The 17,542-nt window shown below is 66.1% G+C and carries 13 protein-coding genes; 7 read left to right on the top strand and 6 right to left on the bottom strand.

Annotated features, from left to right (window positions below):
* Positions 1 to 97: 97 nt before the first annotated feature.
* Positions 98 to 3,046: a phosphoenolpyruvate carboxylase gene (gene ppc / locus F4827_RS18330; protein ID WP_409258814.1), complete on the bottom strand. Its 2,949-nt coding sequence runs from the start codon at positions 3,044 to 3,046 to the stop codon at positions 98 to 100.
* Here ppc and F4827_RS35840 point away from each other — a divergent pair.
* The 4 genes from F4827_RS35840 to F4827_RS18315 all read left to right on the top strand — a co-directional run bounded on the left by F4827_RS35840 (position 2,958) and on the right by F4827_RS18315 (position 8,421).
* On the top strand, positions 2,958 to 3,299 hold the full coding sequence (locus F4827_RS35840; protein ID WP_311735597.1) for a hypothetical protein: 342 nt from the start codon (positions 2,958 to 2,960) through the stop codon (positions 3,297 to 3,299). The two genes, ppc and F4827_RS35840, sit on opposite strands and share 89 nt — an antisense overlap.
* 579 nt (positions 3,300 to 3,878) lie before the next feature.
* On the top strand, positions 3,879 to 4,943 hold the full coding sequence (hemC, locus tag F4827_RS18325; protein ID WP_183725650.1) for a hydroxymethylbilane synthase: 1,065 nt from the start codon (positions 3,879 to 3,881) through the stop codon (positions 4,941 to 4,943).
* Entirely contained in the window at positions 4,940 to 7,219 is a 2,280-nt protein-coding gene (gene hemDX / locus F4827_RS18320; RefSeq protein WP_183725647.1) for a fused uroporphyrinogen-III synthase HemD/membrane protein HemX, read from the top strand. Before hemC ends, hemDX begins: the two co-directional genes overlap by 4 nt.
* A 2-nt stretch (positions 7,220 to 7,221) precedes the next feature.
* Complete coding sequence (locus F4827_RS18315; protein ID WP_183725645.1) at positions 7,222 to 8,421, top strand: heme biosynthesis protein HemY; 1,200 nt, start codon at positions 7,222 to 7,224, stop codon at positions 8,419 to 8,421.
* Between the two features lie 78 nt (positions 8,422 to 8,499).
* Here the strand turns inward: F4827_RS18315 and F4827_RS18310 are convergent, their stop codons facing one another.
* The 3 genes from F4827_RS18310 to F4827_RS18300 all read right to left on the bottom strand — a co-directional run bounded on the left by F4827_RS18310 (position 8,500) and on the right by F4827_RS18300 (position 12,204).
* Complete coding sequence (locus F4827_RS18310; RefSeq protein WP_183725643.1) at positions 8,500 to 9,819, bottom strand: MFS transporter; 1,320 nt, start codon at positions 9,817 to 9,819, stop codon at positions 8,500 to 8,502.
* 149 nt (positions 9,820 to 9,968) lie between these two features.
* Complete coding sequence (locus tag F4827_RS18305; protein ID WP_183725641.1) at positions 9,969 to 10,727, bottom strand: SDR family oxidoreductase; 759 nt, start codon at positions 10,725 to 10,727, stop codon at positions 9,969 to 9,971.
* A 37-nt stretch (positions 10,728 to 10,764) separates the two neighbouring features.
* Positions 10,765 to 12,204, bottom strand: coding sequence for an aldehyde dehydrogenase family protein (locus F4827_RS18300; RefSeq protein WP_183725639.1), 1,440 nt, complete (start codon positions 12,202 to 12,204; stop codon positions 10,765 to 10,767).
* A gap of 314 nt (positions 12,205 to 12,518) precedes the next feature.
* Here F4827_RS18300 and ppa point away from each other — a divergent pair, with 314 nt between their 5' ends.
* On the top strand, positions 12,519 to 13,046 hold the full coding sequence (gene ppa / locus F4827_RS18295; protein ID WP_167062617.1) for an inorganic diphosphatase: 528 nt from the start codon (positions 12,519 to 12,521) through the stop codon (positions 13,044 to 13,046).
* Between the two features lie 92 nt (positions 13,047 to 13,138).
* Here the strand turns inward: ppa and F4827_RS18290 are convergent, their stop codons facing one another.
* Positions 13,139 to 13,492, bottom strand: coding sequence for a GIY-YIG nuclease family protein (locus tag F4827_RS18290; RefSeq protein WP_183725637.1), 354 nt, complete (start codon positions 13,490 to 13,492; stop codon positions 13,139 to 13,141).
* Between the two features lie 2 nt (positions 13,493 to 13,494).
* Positions 13,495 to 14,667, bottom strand: coding sequence for a GNAT family N-acetyltransferase (locus F4827_RS18285; RefSeq protein ID WP_183725634.1), 1,173 nt, complete (start codon positions 14,665 to 14,667; stop codon positions 13,495 to 13,497).
* Between the two features lie 151 nt (positions 14,668 to 14,818).
* On the opposite strand from F4827_RS18285, the gene F4827_RS18280 reads away from it, so the two are divergent.
* Together F4827_RS18280 and F4827_RS18275 are read left to right on the top strand one after the other, a co-directional pair.
* Entirely contained in the window at positions 14,819 to 16,912 is a 2,094-nt protein-coding gene (locus tag F4827_RS18280) for an NAD(+) synthase (protein ID WP_183725632.1), read from the top strand.
* Between the two features lie 89 nt (positions 16,913 to 17,001).
* Positions 17,002 to 17,340: a P-II family nitrogen regulator gene (locus tag F4827_RS18275; protein ID WP_027816588.1), complete on the top strand. Its 339-nt coding sequence runs from the start codon at positions 17,002 to 17,004 to the stop codon at positions 17,338 to 17,340.
* Positions 17,341 to 17,542 lie beyond the last annotated feature (202 nt).

Genomic DNA, 17,542 nt, shown 5'->3' with positions numbered 1-17,542 from the left:
AATCAATCATCTCGTTATTGCCCTTAAAACAAAAAAGCCTCGCAGATCAACCATCTGCGAGGCTTTTCAATCAGTCAGGCACTAATCCACAACCCGCTCAACCCGTATTACGCAAGCCCGCCGCAATCCCGTTGATCGTCAGATGAATCCCTCGCCGCACGCGCGGGCTCGGGTCGCCGGCGCGATAACGCTTGATCAGCTCGACCTGCAAGTGATTGAGCGGATCGAGATACGGGAAGCGGTTCTTGATCGAGCGCGCGAGCAGCGGGTTATCGGCCAGACGTCCGTTCGAACCGGTGATCTCGTCGAGCACCCTGGTCGTGCGATCCCATTCGGCGACGATGCGCTCGAACACGTGCTTGCGCAGCTTTTTATCGGCGACGAGCTGCGCGTAGCGCGACGCCACCGCCAGGTCCGTCTTCGCCAGCGTCATGTCCATGTTCGAGAGCAGGTTCGAGAAGAACGGCCAGCTCTTGTACATCTTCTTGAACATCGCCAGACGGCGCGTGCGCTCGGCGTCGCTGCCGGCTTCGTCGAGATACGCCGACACCGCGCTGCCAAAGCCATACCAGCCCGTCAACAGCAGACGGCATTGGCCCCACGAGAAGCCCCAGGGAATCGCGCGCAGATCGTCGATCTTGCGGTTCTTCGGGTCCTGCAGCTTGCGCGAAGCCGGGCGGCTGCCGATGTTGAGTTCGGCGATTTCCGTGATCGGCGTCGAGGCGAAGAAGTAGTCGGTGAAGCCCGGCGTCTCGTAGACGAGCGAGCGGTATGCGGCCATCGCGTCATCCGAGAGCTTTTGCATCGTTTCTTCGAATGCGGCGAGCTGATCCGGCGCATGCGTGCCGGCCTGCTTGCCCATCGGCAGCAGCGTGGCTTCGAGCGTGGCGGCCACCACGGTTTCCAGGTTGCGTCGGCCGATTTCCGGATTGCCGAACTTCGAGGCGATCACTTCGCCTTGCTCGGTCAGGCGGATCTGGCCTTCGACCGTGCCCGGCGGCTGCGAAAGAATCGCGTTGTAGGTCGGGCCGCCTCCGCGTCCAACCGTGCCTCCGCGGCCGTGGAACAGGCGCAGCGTGATGCCGCGCTGCTTGTAGAGCGCCACCAGCGCGAGTTCGGCGCGATACAGCTCCCAGTTCGAGGTGAGGAAGCCGCCGTCCTTGTTGCTGTCCGAATAGCCGAGCATGATTTCCTGCTCGTTGCCCCAATGCTCGACCACACCGTCGATGCCCGGCAGCGCCAGCAGGTCGCGCATGATGCCCGAGGCGTGGCGCAAGTCGGGAATCGTCTCGAACAGCGGGATCACCATCAGCGCGGCTTTTGCGGGATCGTCCGCGTGACCCAGACGCCCCCTCAGCAGGCCGGTTTCCTTCTGCAGCAGCATCACTTCCAGCAGGTCGGAAACCGTTTCGGTGTGCGAGATGATGTAGTTGCGCACCGCGCGCGCGCCAAACTTCTCGCGCGTCACGCGCGCCATTTCCAGCACGCCCAGCTCGCTTTTCACCAGATCGGAATAGTCGAGATACGGCGAACGCAGTGTGCGCGGCTCGGCCAGTTGCGCGAGCAGCAGGTGCTGCTTGTCTTCTTCGGAGAGCGCGGCGTAATCGGCTTCGACGCCCGCGCGTGCGAGCAGTTCGGCGATGACGGCTTCGTGGATGTCCGAGCTTTGACGCAAATCGATCGACGCCAGATGGAAGCCGAACACTTCGACCGCGCGCAGAAGCGGCGCGAGACGCGGCGTGGCGAGCGACGCGCCGTGATGCTCGGCAAGCGAATCCATCAGGATGCGCAGGTCGCGCGAGAATTCCGCGGCATCGGCATAAGGCGTCGCGCGCACCGGCGCGGCGTTGCGGCCCGCGCTGCGCACGGCCACCACGCCTTCGCCCAGACGCACGCGCGCGCTTGCCGCCAGGCGCGTGTACACGCCGATCAGCGCACGGCGATAGGGCTCGTCGACGCGATGCGGCGACTGATCGGGCGAGGCGTCGGCCAGCGCCTTGAGTTCGTCGCTCGCGCCCGCGAGCAGGTCCGAGACGGACAGTTCCGCACCGAGCTTGTGCACTTCGTCGAGGTAGTGCTGCAGGATCACCTGAGCCTGACGCTCGCTCGCATCTTCGAGCGTGGCGGCCGTGACGTTCGGATTGCCGTCGCGGTCGCCGCCGATCCAGCTGCCCATCTGCAGGAAGGCGGGCAGACGCGCGGCCAGGCCGTGTTCCTTCAGCTGCGTTTCGATCTCGCCGTACAGCGCGGGAATTTCGCTGAGGAACGTCGTGTGGTAGTACGACAGCGCGTTCTCGATTTCATCGCCGACGGTCAGGCGCGCGTCGCGCAGCATGCGCGTCTGCCACAGCGAGGTCACGCGTGCGCGCAGCAGCGCTTCGTTGTGCTCGCGTTCGCGATGCGTGAGCGGCTGTTCGCGCTCGGCGAGCAGCCGCGCGATATCGTGCTGCGAATCGAGCGTGCTCTTGCGCTGCACTTCGGTGGGGTGCGCGGTCAGCACGGGCACGATCAGCGCGTCGTTGAAGAATTGCTGGAGCACCGGCGTGGCGGCCGCGCCCGCTTGCGCGAGACGTTCGAGCGAATGCGCGATGGTGCCCGCCTGCGGTGCGGAACCGGCCAGATCGTGGATGCGGCGGCGACGGTTGCGATGGCGGTCTTCAGCGATGTTCGCGAGGTGCGAGAAGTAGCTGAAGGCGCGCACAACGCTCACGGTCTGCTCGGGCGAGAGCGCGCGCAGCTGCTTTTCCAGCGCGAGCGCGGCGGCGTTGTCGTCTTCGCGGCGAAAGCGCACAGCGGTCTGGCGGATCGTTTCCACCACGTCGAACACGGCGTCGCCTTCCTGTTCGCGCAGCACCTCGCCGAGCAGGCGGCCCAGATAGCGGATGTCCTCGAACAGCGGCTGGTCCTTGTCGTCGCGCGCGCGGCCGTTGCGGCCAGATTGGGCGGACTTCGCGGCCTTGTCGGCGAGCCTGGGCGCCTTCGGCACCTTCGCGGCTTTTTCGGCCTTCTGCGCCTTTGGTTCCTTTTGTGCCTTTGGTGCTTTCACCGCCTTCGAGGCTTTCGCGGCTTTCGACGCGCTGGCGGATTCGGCCGCGCTGCGCGTCGTGGTCTGCGTGTCGGACTCAGTCGTGGCTTTCGCTGTCTTCGTGGTCTTCGTGCCAGTGGATTTTTCCGCCTGCACGTCGGCGGCGGAAGTTGCGTTCTGCGATGCGTTGTTGCGGCGCTCTGCGCGCGCCGATCCGGAAGACTTCACGATGTTTTCCTTAAGACAAGCCAGCAATTGCCCTGCACGGGCCTGATTCGGGCGCGATCGTCCCGCATCAGGCCCACAGGGGTGGACAGATTATTGTTTGGGGACTGCCAACTGCATGGCCGCGGCCGGGGCCGCGACTCAGTACGACTTCGAGGTACGACTTCGAGGTGCTACTTGGGGTGATGCCTGGGGTGCTGCCGGGGTGCTGCCGGGGTGCTGCCGGGGTGCTGCATGAGGTGCGACTCGGGTGCAACCAGGAGCGCTACGCGCGTGCTCAAACAAAAAAAGACGCAGTGGGCGAATCGGGAGCAGGCCTTGCGGGGCAGCGTCGCCGTGCGCACACATGACGGCCCGATGGACGGAAAGGGAGAGAATGAGGCAACGCGCGCGTCATGGCAATGCCATGGGGGCGCTTTGCCCGTGCATTGAAACGCACGTGCGGCCCTTGTGGAGCCCGGTCTCTTCCTTGCCGCCGCACACGCCTGGCTCGCCCCGTGTAAGGGCATGCCGCCGGGCGTTTCGCCCCTTTCGCTCGCCTGGCGGGCAAGCGGAAAAAGGGGCGCGTGCTAACATTGCCTGTTATCCGATTCTGTTTTTTTCGAACCCGTCATTCGATGTGCTTGCCATGAATTCCGAGACGTTATCCGCGCCTGATTCGGCTACACCGTCGGCCACACCGCGCACGCTGGTCATCGCGTCGCGAGAGAGCCGCCTTGCGATGTGGCAGGCCGAACATGTGCAAGCTGCGCTGCACAAATTATATCCATCCTGCGAGGTGAAAATCCTCGGAATGACGACCCGTGGCGATCAAATTCTCGATCGCACGCTGTCGAAAGTCGGCGGTAAGGGTCTGTTCGTCAAGGAGCTGGAGCAGGCGTTGGCTGAAGGCCATGCCGATCTCGCCGTCCACTCGCTCAAGGACGTGCCGATGGAGCTGCCCGAAGGCTTTGCGCTCACGGCCATCATGGAGCGCGAAGATCCGCGCGATGCCTTCGTCTCCAATGAGTACGACTCGCTTGCCGCGCTGCCGCCGGGCGCCGTGGTCGGCACCTCCAGCCTGCGCCGCGAATCGATGATCCGCGCGCGTTATCCGCATCTGGATGTGAAGCCGCTGCGCGGCAACCTGGACACGCGTTTGTCCAAGCTCGATCGCGGCGATTACGCGGCCATCATCCTGGCGGCGGCGGGGCTCAAGCGTCTGGGCTTGAGCGAGCGCATCCGCGCGCTGCTCGCGCCGGAAGACAGCTTGCCCGCAGCGGGGCAGGGCGCGCTCGGCATCGAGATTCGCGCCGACCGCGCCGATGTCGCCGCATGGCTCGCGCCGCTGCACGACGACGCCACCGCCAAGGCCGTCGAGGCCGAACGCATGGTGTCGCGGGCGCTGGGCGGCAGTTGCTCGGTGCCGCTCGCGGCCTACGCGCAGTGGCAGGACGGCAAGCTCGCGCTGCGCGGCACCATTGCCACGCCCAACGCGAGCCGCGTGCTGGCGGCGCAGGAAGCCGCCGCGCCCGCCACGGTGGCGGACGCGGTCGCGCTCGGCCGCAAAGTCGCCGACGATCTGATCGCCCAGGGCGCGCTAGAGATCGTGCGTGCGCTCGCCGAAGCCGGTCCCGACGAGCAGCGCGTGCCGAATCTGGCACCCTCGGCGGCGCCGTCGAAGCCCGCGTCCAGCGGCGCGGACGGACGATGACGAGCCCCTGGCAGCCGCGCCGCGACGGCACGCCCGGTTCGGCCCGGCCAGGTTCGGCCCGGCGCGATGAGCGGCGCGGGCCCGCCGATGGTGCGCAGTCCGAACCAGTTCAGGGCCACACCGGCGCGCCGTTCGCGGTCGTCATCACCCGGCCGGCCGGTCAGTCGGATACGCTCGCCAGCCAGCTCGCCGCACGCGGCCTCAAGCCGCTCGATTTCCCGCTCATCGCCATCGCGCCCGTGCGCGACGACGCGCCGCTGCGCGAAGCGCTCGGCGCGCTCGACCGCTATGCGCTGGTGGTGTTCGTTTCGCCCAATGCCGTCGAGCGCGCGTTCGATTGCTATCGCGAGATCTCGTCGATCTGGCCGCACGCGCTGCCGGTTGCTGTGGTCGGCCCGGCCAGCGTCGCCGCACTCGCACGCCAGGGCGTGCAAGCACCCGCTCATCGGGTCATCAGCCCCGCAGGATCCGCCGACGAAGAACCGGCGCGCTTCGATTCCGAATCGCTCTATGCCGCGCTCGAAAAGACGCTCGGGGAGAACGCCTTCGCTGGCAAGCGTGTGCTGATCGTGCGCGGCGATGGCGGGCGCGAATGGCTTGCCGACCGCCTGCGCGAAGCGGGCGCCGAAGTCGAGGCCGTGGCGGCCTACCGCCGCGTCGTGCCGGAGCCGCCGATCGGCGCGTGGGCGGCGGTGCATGCGCTGCTCGAAGGCGCGCCGCACGCCTGGCTCGTCACCAGTTCCGAAGGCGTGCGCAATCTCGACGAACTCGCGCGCGAACACCTCACGGCCGGCGAAATCGTCGAGCTGCGCCACGCGCACCTGGTCGCGCCGCACCCGCGGATCGCCGAGACCGCGCGCTCATTGGGTTTTGATAGGATTACGGTGTCCGGTGCGGGGGACGAGCGCATCGTCGACACGCTGGCCGGGCTCGCAGCGTCATCGTCCCCGTCAGCGCAATCAACATCAGCGGCATCCTCGGCTTCTTCAGAAGGATCCTCGGAAGTTTCCTCGGAAGGTTCTTCAGCCGCACAGTTCGCGGCTCAACCGGTTCAGAACACCCCGGCCTCGCCGCCGGCACAATCACGCATGACTGATCAGAACGATTCCAGCCACGTTCCCCATTCAGGCGCAACGCCCGCCGCCGCGTCCGCCGTGACGCAAAGCGCCGCTGCGGCTTCGTCAGCTTCTGCAGCCTCCGCGCGCCCTGCATCGTCGTCGTATGCATCGGCTCCGCCGCCGTCCAGTTCCAATGCGCGCCGCAGCGGCGCGGGTTCCGCGATCCTCTGGCTCGTGGTGGTGCTGGTGGCGGCAGGCGCGGGTGCGGGCGGCTACGCGCTCAACCGCAAGCTTGAGCGCATGGACGCAGCGCTCGTGCAGCGCCAGCAGAGCGCCGAACAGCAGACCGCCGCGCTGCGCGCGCGCGCCGATCAGGCCGTGACCAGCGCCCAGCAGATCGACAAGCAGATGGCGCAGCTCGAAGGCAAGATCGCCGATGCGCAGACCGCGCAGCAGGCGCTCGCGCAGCAATATGCCGATCTCGCCAGGAACCGCGACGACTGGACCCTTGCCGAAGTCGGCCAGATGCTCTCCAGCGCCAGCGAGCAACTGCAGCTGACCGGCAACACGCAGCTCGCGCTGTTCGCACTGCAAAGCGCCGATACGCGCCTCGCCGCCTCGGATAGCCCGCAGGCGCTCGCGGTGCGCAAGGCCATCGCGCAGGACACCGACAAGCTCAAGGCCGCGCCGTCCACCGACCTCGCCGGGATGGCGATCAAGCTCGATACGGCGCTCGCCGCGATCGACAAGCTGCCGCTCGCGGGCGAAGCGCTGGTTGCGCACACCCGGCCCGAAGCCGCCACGCCGGCGGATGTGACGAAGACCGCCGCCGCGACCGGCGAGCCGCGCTGGAAGGCCTGGCTCGATACGTTCGTGAACGGCATCGGCCAGCAGATCGCCAGCCTCGTGCAGGTGCGCCGCATCGATAACGCCGACGCCATGCTGGCCTCGCCCGATCAAGGCTACTTCGTGCGCGAGAACGTGAAGCTGCGCCTGCTGTCCGCGCGCCTCTCGCTGCTCTCGCGCAATGAGGCCACGCTCAAGTCCGACCTCGCCGCCGCCGACGCCGCGCTCGCGCATTACTTCGACAGTGCGTCGAAGGAAACGCAGAACGTGCGCGACCTGCTCAAGCAGGTCGATGCGGGCTCGGCTGCGGTGGCGCTGCCCACGCTCGACGAGAGCCTGAAGGCGATCCAGCAATACAAGAGCCGGGGGTAAGCATGGCGATCCGTGGACTTCTCTGGCTCGCGCTCCTTTTCGCGGTCGCTGTCGCGCTCGCAACGGTGGGGCGCTTCGACGCGGGGCAGGTGCTGTTCGTCTATCCGCCGTATCGCGTCGATGTCTCGCTGAACCTGTTCGTGGTCGGCATCGTCGTGGCGTTTTTGCTGCTCTACGCCATCCTGCGTTTCGCGCGCAATGTCGTGACGATGCCGCGCCGCGTGGCCGCGTATCGTGCGCGCGCACGCAAGGAAAAGGCGAATTCGGCGTTGCGCGACGCGGTGAGCAATCTCTATGCGGGCCGTTTCTCGCGCGCGGAGAAAGCCGCGCGCGATTCGCTCGTCGACGAGAAAAACAAGGGGGCGGCCGGCCTGATCGCCGCGAATGCCGCGCATCGTCTGCACGAGTACGCGCGCCGCGACGAATGGCTCACGCAGGTTGAAGATCCCGAGCTTCAGGAAGCGCGCCTGATGGCCACCGCCGACATGCGCGCCGATGGCCGCGACGCCGACGGGGCGCTTGCCGCGCTCACCGAAATGCGCACCCAGGGCGGCCGCCGCATCCACGCGCAGCAGATCGCGCTGCGTGCGCAGCAGCAGCTCAAGAACTGGGGCGAAGTGCTGAAGCTCGTCAAGACGCTGGAAAAGCGCGAGGCGCTGCATCCGGCCGTGGCGGTGCGCCTGCGTCAGCTGGCGGCGGAAAACCTGCTGCGCGATCGCCGTCATAACGCCGATGCCTTGCTCGAACTGTGGCACGCGCTCACGCCGGTCGAGCGCCATTCGCCGCGTCTGGCCGATTGCGCTGCTGAACTGCTGATCGCGCTGGAACGCCAGAACGACGCTCGCAAGATCGTCGAGGAAGCGCTGGCGCAGAACTGGGATGCACGTCTGCTGCGACGCTATCCGGATACCGCTGGCGACGATGCCTTGCCGCTGATCCAGAAAGCCGAAGCCTGGCGCAAGGATCGTCCCGAGGACGGCGACCTGCTGTTCGCGCTGGGCCGTTTGTGCCTGAAGCAGCAGTTGTGGGGCAAGGCGCAGTCGTTCCTCGAAGCGGCGCTCAAATCGGCCAACGCGGGCCATAACGAGCCGCTCAAGATCCGCTCGCATCGCGCGCTCGCGCGTCTGCATGAAGAGCTTGGCGATGCCGGCAAGGCCGCGGCGCACTATCGCGAAAGCGCGCTGGCGATGAACGTGGTTTAAGGCCTGGTTCGATCGTATCGTGATGCAAAAAGGCCGCTTTCCAGCGGCCTTTTTCGTTGCGCGAGAGGGGCGGTCGTATCAGCGATTCACAAGCTTTGCAGGCGCGCAAAGCGCCAGAAACCCGCCGAGTATCATGCACGCCGCGAGCAGGTACATGCCCGAGTCGTTCGCCGAGGTGGCCTGCTTGAGCCAGCCCACCGCGTAGGGACTCAAAAATCCCGCCAGATTGCCGATCGAATTGATCAGCGCGATGCCCGCCGCCGCGCCCGTGCCCGCGAGCCACGCGGTGGGCAGGCTCCAGAACAGCGGCAAGGTCGTGAGGATGCCGAAGGTTGCCAGCGTGAGCGCCGCCATTGCCAGCACGGTGTCGTGCGCCCACGCCACCGAGAGCACCAGACCGAGCGCGCCGATCGCAGCCGGAATCGCGATATGCCAGCGGCGCTCGCGCAGGCTGTCGGCGCTGCGTGCAACCAGCACCATGCCGAACACCGCCGCCGCGAACGGAATCGCCGATAGCAGGCCAATGGCGAGTGCATCCTTCACGCCCGTCGCCTTGATGATGGTCGGCAGCCAGAAGCTCACGCCGTAAAGCCCCATCACGAACGAGAAGTAGGTGAGGCTCATCAGCAGCACGCGCGGGCTGGTGAGCACCGTCGAGAGCGGCAGGTCTTCCTTGGTGGCGTCTTCGGCGGCGATATTGCGTTCGAGCAGCGCGCGCTCCTCGGGTGTGAGCCATTTGGCGTTGCCGATGCGGTCGTCCAGTACGAAAAACACCAGCACGCCGACGATCACCGAAGGCAGCCCTTCGAGCAGGAACAGCCACTGCCAGCCCTGCCAGCCGTGCGCGCCGTCGAAGGACTTGAGAATCCAGCCCGACACCGGCCCGCCGATCACGCCCGACAGCGCGATGGCCGTCATGAACCACGTCGTCATGCGCCCGCGCCGGTGCGCCGGATACCAGTACGTGAGGTAAAGAATGATGCCGGGGAAGAAGCCCGCTTCGCACAGGCCGAGCAGAAAGCGCATCACGTAGAACATGGTGGGCGTGGTGACGAACATCGTGAAGATCGACACGAGTCCCCACGTGACCATGATGCGCGCGATCCACACGCGCGCGCCCACGCGATGCAGGATCACATTGCTTGGCACTTCGAATAAAAAGTAGCCGATGAAGAAAATACCTGCGCCGAATCCATAAACCGCATCGGAGAGTCCGAGCGCCGTGCTCATCTGCAACTTGGCGAAGCCCACGTTCACGCGGTCCAGATAGGCGACCACATAGCAGAGCATCAGAAGGGGGATCAGACGCCACGCGACCTTGCGGTAAGTGGCTTCCTCGAAGGCGGGCAGGGGCGCGCCCGCGCCCGCATGCGGCAGGTGATTCGCTGGACTGGCCATGGTGTCTCCGTGCGGGCCCTGGATGCGCTCCGCTGGTAGTGCCGTCTTGTTATGGCGGCTATTCGTGGACAAAGCACGACCATTCTATACGCGCCGCCAGGCCCAGGCGGCGCGGGAAAACACCAATGCGTCAATGACTTAGGTGGAGGCTAAACGCAGCGCCCGCCATCCACTTCCACGCAGGTTCCTGTGATGAACGACGCTTCGTCGGACGCCAGATAGAGGCAGGCGTTGGCCACATCCTGTGGCGTGGAAAAGCGCCCGAGCGGGATCGTGGCGATAAAGCGCTGACGGTTCTCGGGCGTATCGGGCACGCCCATGAATTCGGCGGTCAAGCCCGTATCGCCGATCACGGGATTCACGCAGTTCACGCGGATGCGGTCGGGGCCAAGTTCGGCGGCCAGCGCCTTGCTGGCGACGATCATCGCGCCCTTGCTGCCGTTGTACCAGACGAGTCCAGGCCGCGGCCGGATGCCGGCAGTCGAAGCGATATTGACGAACGCGCCGCCGCCGCGCTCGCGAAAATGCGGCACGAACGCGCGCACGCTCCAGTAAAGGCCCTTCACGTTGACGGCGTAGACGCGGTCGAATTCGGCTTCGCTCACCTCCATCACGGGCTTGTTGCGATGCGTGGTGCCTGCGTTGTTGACGACGATGTCCACGCCGCCGAAGTCGTCGACGGCGGCTTTGCGCAGGGCGTGCCAGTCGGCCTCGCGCGTGATGTCGCCCTGCACGGCGATGGCCTTGCCGCCCGCGAGCGCGATTTCGCTGGCCACGCGCTGCGCGGCCTCGACATGGAGATCGTTGATAACGAGGTTCGCGCCCTCGCGCGCGAAGGTTTTGGCGATGCCTTCGCCGAAGCCCGAGCCCGCGCCCGTGACCACGGCCGTCTTGCCTTTGAGTCGCATGGTGTCTCCGTTCTTGTGAGGTCGATGGGCGATGTGACTAGCCGTGGCGGATCGCGATCGTCTTGAGCACGGTGAAGCCGTAAAGCGCTTCGAAGCCCTTCTCACGGCCGTGGCCCGACTGGCGGGTGCCGCCGAACGGCAGTTCGACCCCGCCGCCCGCGCCGTAGTTGTTGACGAACACCTGGCCCGCGCGCACGCGTCGCGCGAGGCGCATCTGGCGCGCGCCGTCGCGCGTCCAGATACCGGCCACCAGCCCGTAAGGCGTGCCGTTGGCAAGCGCCAGCGCCTCGCTTTCGTCGTCGAAGGGCATGGCGGCGAGCACCGGCCCGAACACTTCTTCCTGAGCCAGGCGGCTTTGCGGCGGCACGTCGCGCAACAGCGCCGGGACTTCGTAGAAACCGTGCTCGCTCGCGCGGGCATCGAGCTTGCCGCGCGCGACCACGGCGATGCGTTCGCCCTGCGCCTCGTCGAGGAAATCGCGCACGCGGCGGCGCTGTTTTTCGCTGATGAGCGGGCCGCAGTCGAGATCGGCCCCGGGCGGCCCGACACGCAACGCGTCGAACGCCGCCGCCAGCCGGTCGAGCAGCGGTTCGTACGCGCCGCGCTCGATCAGCACCCGGCTGCCCGCTGAGCAGGTCTGCCCTGCGTTCTGCACGATCGCGGCGACCAGCACGGGGAGCGCCGCGTCGAAATCGGCATCGGCGAAGACGATTTGAGGCGACTTGCCGCCCAGTTCGAGCGTCACCGGAACGTGATGCTCAGCGGCCATTCGCGCGACCAGCTTGCCGGTGAGCGGCGAGCCGGTGAACGAAATGTGGTCGATGCCGGGATGCGCGGCGAGCGCCGCGCCCGCTTCCTGACCGAGTCCCGTGACGATGTTGAGCGCGCCCGGCGGCAGGCCCGCCTCGCGCGCAAGCGCCGCGACGTGCAGCAGCGAGACGCAGGCATCCTCGGCGGGCTTGACCACGCAGGCGTTGCCCGTCGCGAGCGCCGCGCCCACGCTGCGCCCGAAGATCTGCATCGGATAGTTCCACGGCACGATGTGTCCGGTGACGCCGTGCGGTTCGCGGATCGTGAGCACCGTGTAGCCGGGCTGGTAGGGCAGCGTCTGGCCGTGCAGCTTGTCGGCGGCGCCCGCATAGAACTCGAAGTAGCGCGCCAGCGCGGCGACGTCGGCGCGGGCCTGCTTGAGGGGCTTGCCGGTGTCCTGGGCTTCGAGTTGTGCGAGTGCTTCCTGATCGCGCGTGACCAGACCCGCGAGCGTGAATAGCAGGCGGCCGCGTTCGGCGGGGGACAGAGCGCCCCAGGGGCCTTCGAAGGCACGGCGCGCGGCTGTGACGGCGGCGTCGATGTCGGCCGCATTGCCGCGCGCGAGCTGGGCGAAAGCTTGGCCGGTGGAGGGATCGAGCGCGGCAATCGTCTCGCCGCTGGCGGGCGGGCACCACTCGCCGCCGATGAAATGCTTTGCTGCTTCCATGCATGCGCCTCGCTGGTCAGGGAGTGAAACGCTGGACGGGACAGAAGGAAAAAGCAGACAGCCAGGGCATTATCGCGCCATTCGCAGCGGCGGCGCACGGGAATTCAGTAGACGCTTCATCCGGGCCGCCCCTCCGCGCGATGGAATGCTGCGGGCCGCCTCAGGGTTCGTCCTGGACGGCTTGCCAGATTGGCTATAATGCCCGACAACCTCGAACGTCCGGTTTCGCGCCGGCGCGCCCCGCGTGGTCTGCCTCGCGTGCGCCGCCGTGCCGTGCAACCGTCGCTTTTTTCCCTTTTCAACTGAGAGCGCTCATGAGCTTCGCAAACGTGCCCGCCGGCAAGGATCTGCCGCAAGACTTCAACGTCATCATCGAGATTCCGGCGCAAAGCGACCCGGTCAAGTACGAAGCCGACAAGGAAATGGGCGTGCTCGTCGTCGACCGTTTCGTCGGCACCGGCATGCGCTACCCGGTCAACTACGGTTTCATCCCGCAGACGCTGTCGGGCGACGGCGATCCGGTCGACGTCCTCGTGATCACGCCGTTCCCGCTGCTGGCCGGCTCGGTGGTGCGTTCGCGCGCCCTCGGCATGCTGCAGATGACCGACGAGTCGGGCGTCGACGCCAAGCTGATCGCCGTCCCGCACGACAAGGTTTGCCCGATGACGGCCAACATCAAGTCGCTGGACGACGTGCCCGAGTACCTGAAGGACCAGATCAAGCACTTCTTCGAGCAATACAAGGCGCTCGAAAAGGGCAAGTGGGTCAAGGTCGACGGCTGGGCAGGCATCGAAGCCGCTCACAAGGAAATCACGGAAGGCTTCGCGAACGCGCAGAAGTAATCGTTCCTGCGTAAGCGTTCCTGCCGTCCGCGAAATTCGCTGCGAATTTCGCCGGGAAAAAACCGCACGGGCCGCAAGGCCGTGCGGTTTTTTTATGCTTCGGGTTCGGCGCTTTCGACCGATTCCGCGGATTCTGCCGGTTCGGCAGGCTCCGGCGGCTCCGGCGGCTCGGGCTGCACCGGCAGCACCGAATCGATCGAGCGCTCGCCCAAAGCGAGCGCGCGCTTTTCGGTCGGCTTCAGTCGCTTGACCCAATATTCGGCGCTCGATGCGCTGGAGCGGTTGGCGAACTCGAATTGCGCAAGCACCTGCACCGGCTTGCGCGCACGCGTGTAGCGCGCGCCCGTGCCGTTGACGTGCTGGGCGAAGCGCGCTTGCACGTCGATGGCAATGCCCGTGTAGACGCTGCCGTCGGCGCATTCGAGCAGGTAGAGAAACCACGCCATGATCAGCTTCGGAAGGGATTGTGCTCGTTCAACTCGTGCACATACGCGTGGATCTGGTTGGTCTCGCTTTCCAGAAAGCGCGCGACCGCATCCGAGAAGGCCGGATGCGCGAGCCAGTGCGCGGAGCGCGTGACCGTCGGCATGAAGCCGCGCGCCATCTTGTGCTCGCCCTGCGCGCCGCCTTCGAACACGGCGAGCTTTTCCTCGATGCAGAATTCCAGCGGCTGGTAGTACGCGGTCTCGAAGTGCAGGCAGGGCACGTGTTCAAGCGCCCCCCAGTAGCGGCCGTAGAGCGTACCGCCTTTGCCATCGGCATCACGCTGATAGACCACCAGCGAGCTGGCGATCGGCTTGCCTTCGTATTCGGCGATCACGAGCAGCAGGTTCTCCGGCATGCTCGCGCCGATCATGCGGAAGAAGTCCAGATTCAGATACGGCGACGAAAAATGCTCGCGGTAGGTCTGGCGGTAGCAGCGGCTGAAAAAGCGCCAGTCTTCGTCGCGGATGTCTTCGCCGCGAATGCGCCTGAGCGTCACGCCCGCGTCGCGCACCTTGCGGCGTTCGGCGCGGATGTTCTTGCGCTTCTTCTGTTCGAGCGTCGAGAGAAAGTCCTCGAAGTCGCGATAGCCGTCGTTGAGCCAGTGAAACTGCACGCCTTCGCGCTGCATCATGCCCAGATCAGTGAGCGCGGCCGCGTCCTCCGCGGTCGGAAACAGCACGTGCAGCGAGGACACATCGGTCTGCTCGGCGAACGCGAGCAGCGTGGCGGCCAGATGGCGATGCGCGGTTTCGTCGGTGGCCATCAGGCGCGTGCCCTGGACCGGCGTGAACGGCACGGCGCACAGCAGCTTCGGGTAGTACTCCAGGCCGTTGCGCTTGTAGGCATCGGCCCAGGCCCAGTCGAACACGTATTCGCCGTAGGAGTGGCCTTTGAGGTAGACCGGCGCGGCGGCGGCCAGCCGGCCCGTGCGCGCATCGGTAAGCGTGACGAATTGCGGGGCCCAGCCCGCGTCGGGCGTGGCGCAGCGCGCGGCGTCGAGCGCCGCGAGGAATTCGTGGCGCAGAAACGGCGTCGGCTGCGCCTGGCGCGCGAGCAGAGTGTTCCATTCGGCGGCGTCCAGCTCCGACGGTGAGCCGATAATGCCCGTGCGATAATCGAAATGTTCCTTGTCCAACTGGCGTGCCCGTGTTTGCTGCGCTGTGCAAACGGCCATGGTAAAGCAAACGACCCGAACGGGTGAGGCCGCGGGTTGAGACCGCGAGGTTAGACCGCACTCGCCATCCTGCCTCCACGGCCTTCGAGCTATTCGCTTATCGGTTATCGAAATGAAAGAGCGCTTCTTCAATCTCTACTCGCACGGTTTCGCGCGCGTGGCCGTGGGCGTGCCGCGCTGCCGCGTGGCCGATCCGGCCTTCAATGCCGCCCAGACGCTCGCGCTCGCGCGCGAAGCCGCCGCCAAAGGCGCGGCGCTGGTCGCGTTTCCGGAACTCGGTTTATCGGCGTATAGCTGCGACGATCTTTTCCATCAGCAGGCGCTGCTCGATGCCTGCGAACAGGCGCTCGCGCAGATCGTGGAAGCTTCGGCGCAATTGCCGCTGGCGATGATCGTGGGCCTGCCGGTGCGCGTGGGGCATGCGCTCTTCAACTGCGCGGCGGTGGTCGCGGGCGGCCAGGTCGCAGGCATCGTGCCGAAGAGTTTCCTGCCGAACTACGGCGAGTTCTACGAGCCGCGCCAGTTCAGCGCCGCCGATTGCGCGAGCGTGGATAGCGTGCACATTGCGGGTGCCCAGGTGCCGTTCGGCGCGTCGCTGCTGTTCGAGGCGGCGCAGATTCCGGGGCTGCGCTTTCACGTGGAAATCTGTGAAGACGTCTGGGTGCCGATTCCGCCGTCGTCGTTTGCGGCGCTGGCCGGCGCTTCGGTGCTGGTGAATCTCTCGGCGTCGAACGTGGTGGTGGGCAAGGCGGGTTATCGGCAACAACTGGTGTCGCAGCAATCGGCGCGTTGTCTGGCGGCGTATCTCTACACCTCGGCGGGCCAGGGCGAATCGACCACCGACATGGCATGGGACGGCCAGGCACTGGTTTGCGAAAACGGTGAACTGCTCGCGCAGTCCGAGCGTTTTCTCGCCGGTTCGCATCTGATCTTCGCCGATGTCGATCTCGAACGGCTGCAGCAGGAGCGCATTCGCCAGACCACCTTCGGCGATTCGGTCCGCCGTTACGCCGACGAAGTCGCGAAGTTCCGCGTGATCCGCTGCGAACTGGGGAGCAAGTCGGCGGGCGAGGGCGCGTGGACGCGTGAGGTGCTCGCGCTCGAACGTCGCGTCGAACGCTTCCCGTACGTCCCGGCCGACCCGAAGCGCCGCGACGAGCGCTGCAACGAGGTCTACAACATTCAGGTGCAGGCGCTGGTGCAGCGCCTGCAACAGGCGGGCATCAAGAAGGTGGTGATCGGCGTGTCGGGCGGACTGGATTCGACGCACGCACTGCTGGTTTGCGCCAGGGCGATGGACCGCCTCGGGCTGCCGCGCGCCAATATCCTGGCGTACACCATGCCGGGCTTCGCGACCAGCGAGCGCACGCTGCGCCAGGCGCGCGAACTGATGAACCTCGTGGGCTGCACGGCGCGCGAGATCGACATTCGCCAGAGCTGCATGCAGATGCTCGAAGACCTTGGCCATCCGTATTCGGAAGGTAAGGAGGCCTACGACATTACTTTCGAAAACGTGCAGGCGGGCGAGCGCACCAATCACCTGTTCCGCCTCGCCAACTTCAATCACGCGATCGTGATTGGCACGGGCGATCTGTCCGAACTGGCGCTCGGCTGGTGTACTTACGGCGTGGGCGATCACATGTCGCACTACAACGTCAACGCCAGCGTGCCCAAGACGCTCATCACGCATCTGGTGCGCTGGGTCGCGGAAACCGGGCAGATCGGCCAGAACGGCGAAAGCGGCGCGGACGTGCTCGAAGCGATCCTCGCCACCGACATCAGCCCGGAGCTGATCCCCGGCAAGACCGACGGCGCGCCCGAGCAGAAGACCGAAAGCACCATCGGCCCGTACGAGTTGCAGGACTTCAACCTTTACTACACGCTGCGCTTCGGTTTCGCGCCCACCAAGGTTGCCTTCCTTGCGCGTCACGCCTGGGGTGACCGCGAGGCGGGCGCGTGGCCCGAGAACGCCAGGGTCGCGCGCAATGCTTACGATCTGGCGGCGATCAAGCGCAATCTGCGCATCTTCCTCGACCGCTTTTTCCGCACCAGCCAGTTCAAGCGCACCTGCATTCCGAACGCGCCGAAGGTGGGCTCGGGCGGCTCGCTCTCGCCGCGCGGCGACTGGCGTGCGCCGAGCGACTCGGAAAGCGTGGTGTGGCTCGCCGATCTCGATCGCGTGCCCACGCACGAGCCCACGGCGTGAGCGGCGCGCGCGCAGCGTAGAATTGCAGGATCAACGCCGTTTTAGCGTGACTGCTTAACCGAACAACACAACCTGCCTAGAGGTACGCCATGAAACGCATTACCGCCGTCATCAAACCGTTCAAGCTCGACGAAGTGCGCGAGGCGCTCGCCGAAGTGGGCCTCACCGGGCTGACCGTCACCGAAGTCAAGGGCTTCGGCCGCCAGAAGGGCCATACGGAGCTGTACCGTGGCGCCGAATACGTGGTGGACTTCCTGCCGAAGGTGAAGATCGAAGTGGTGGTCGCCAACGATCAGAGCGATCAGGTGATCGACGCGATCATCGGCGCGGCGCGCACGGGCAAGATTGGCGACGGCAAGATTTTCGTCACCGACGTCGAACGCGTGATCCGCATTCGTACCGGCGAAGAGAACGAAGCAGCGGTTTAAGCCGCGCGTCGATTCAAGCCGCAAAAGAACAAAGGGACGGCGCTGCAAGTCACACTCGCAGCCCGTCCCACAATAAAAAACGGTGCAGTACCCTTTCGGACACCGCACCGATACGCGCCTCTCGCAGCAGCGTGAAAACGTCGATGTAGCTGTTCTGTCTACACCCGGTTCAGGTGTTGGCGCGGGCTGCAACGCCCGCGCT

The organism is Paraburkholderia bannensis (assembly GCF_014200455.1).
GTDB classification, from domain to species: Bacteria; Pseudomonadota; Gammaproteobacteria; order Burkholderiales; family Burkholderiaceae; genus Paraburkholderia; species Paraburkholderia bannensis_A.
This window is presented reverse-complemented; position numbering and strand designations above follow the sequence as displayed.

Coding starts and splice junctions, on each gene's coding strand:
- F4827_RS18290 (WP_183725637.1), bottom strand. CDS start 13,492: ATGGCGTGGTTTCTCTACCTGCTCGAATGCGCCGACGGCAGCGTCTAC.
- F4827_RS18280 (WP_183725632.1), top strand. CDS start 14,819: ATGAAAGAGCGCTTCTTCAATCTCTACTCGCACGGTTTCGCGCGCGTG.
- ppa (WP_167062617.1), top strand. CDS start 12,519: ATGAGCTTCGCAAACGTGCCCGCCGGCAAGGATCTGCCGCAAGACTTC.
- F4827_RS18300 (WP_183725639.1), bottom strand. CDS start 12,204: ATGGAAGCAGCAAAGCATTTCATCGGCGGCGAGTGGTGCCCGCCCGCC.
- F4827_RS18310 (WP_183725643.1), bottom strand. CDS start 9,819: ATGGCCAGTCCAGCGAATCACCTGCCGCATGCGGGCGCGGGCGCGCCC.
- F4827_RS18275 (WP_027816588.1), top strand. CDS start 17,002: ATGAAACGCATTACCGCCGTCATCAAACCGTTCAAGCTCGACGAAGTG.
- F4827_RS18305 (WP_183725641.1), bottom strand. CDS start 10,727: ATGCGACTCAAAGGCAAGACGGCCGTGGTCACGGGCGCGGGCTCGGGC.
- hemC (WP_183725650.1), top strand. CDS start 3,879: ATGAATTCCGAGACGTTATCCGCGCCTGATTCGGCTACACCGTCGGCC.
- F4827_RS18315 (WP_183725645.1), top strand. CDS start 7,222: ATGGCGATCCGTGGACTTCTCTGGCTCGCGCTCCTTTTCGCGGTCGCT.
- hemDX (WP_183725647.1), top strand. CDS start 4,940: ATGACGAGCCCCTGGCAGCCGCGCCGCGACGGCACGCCCGGTTCGGCC.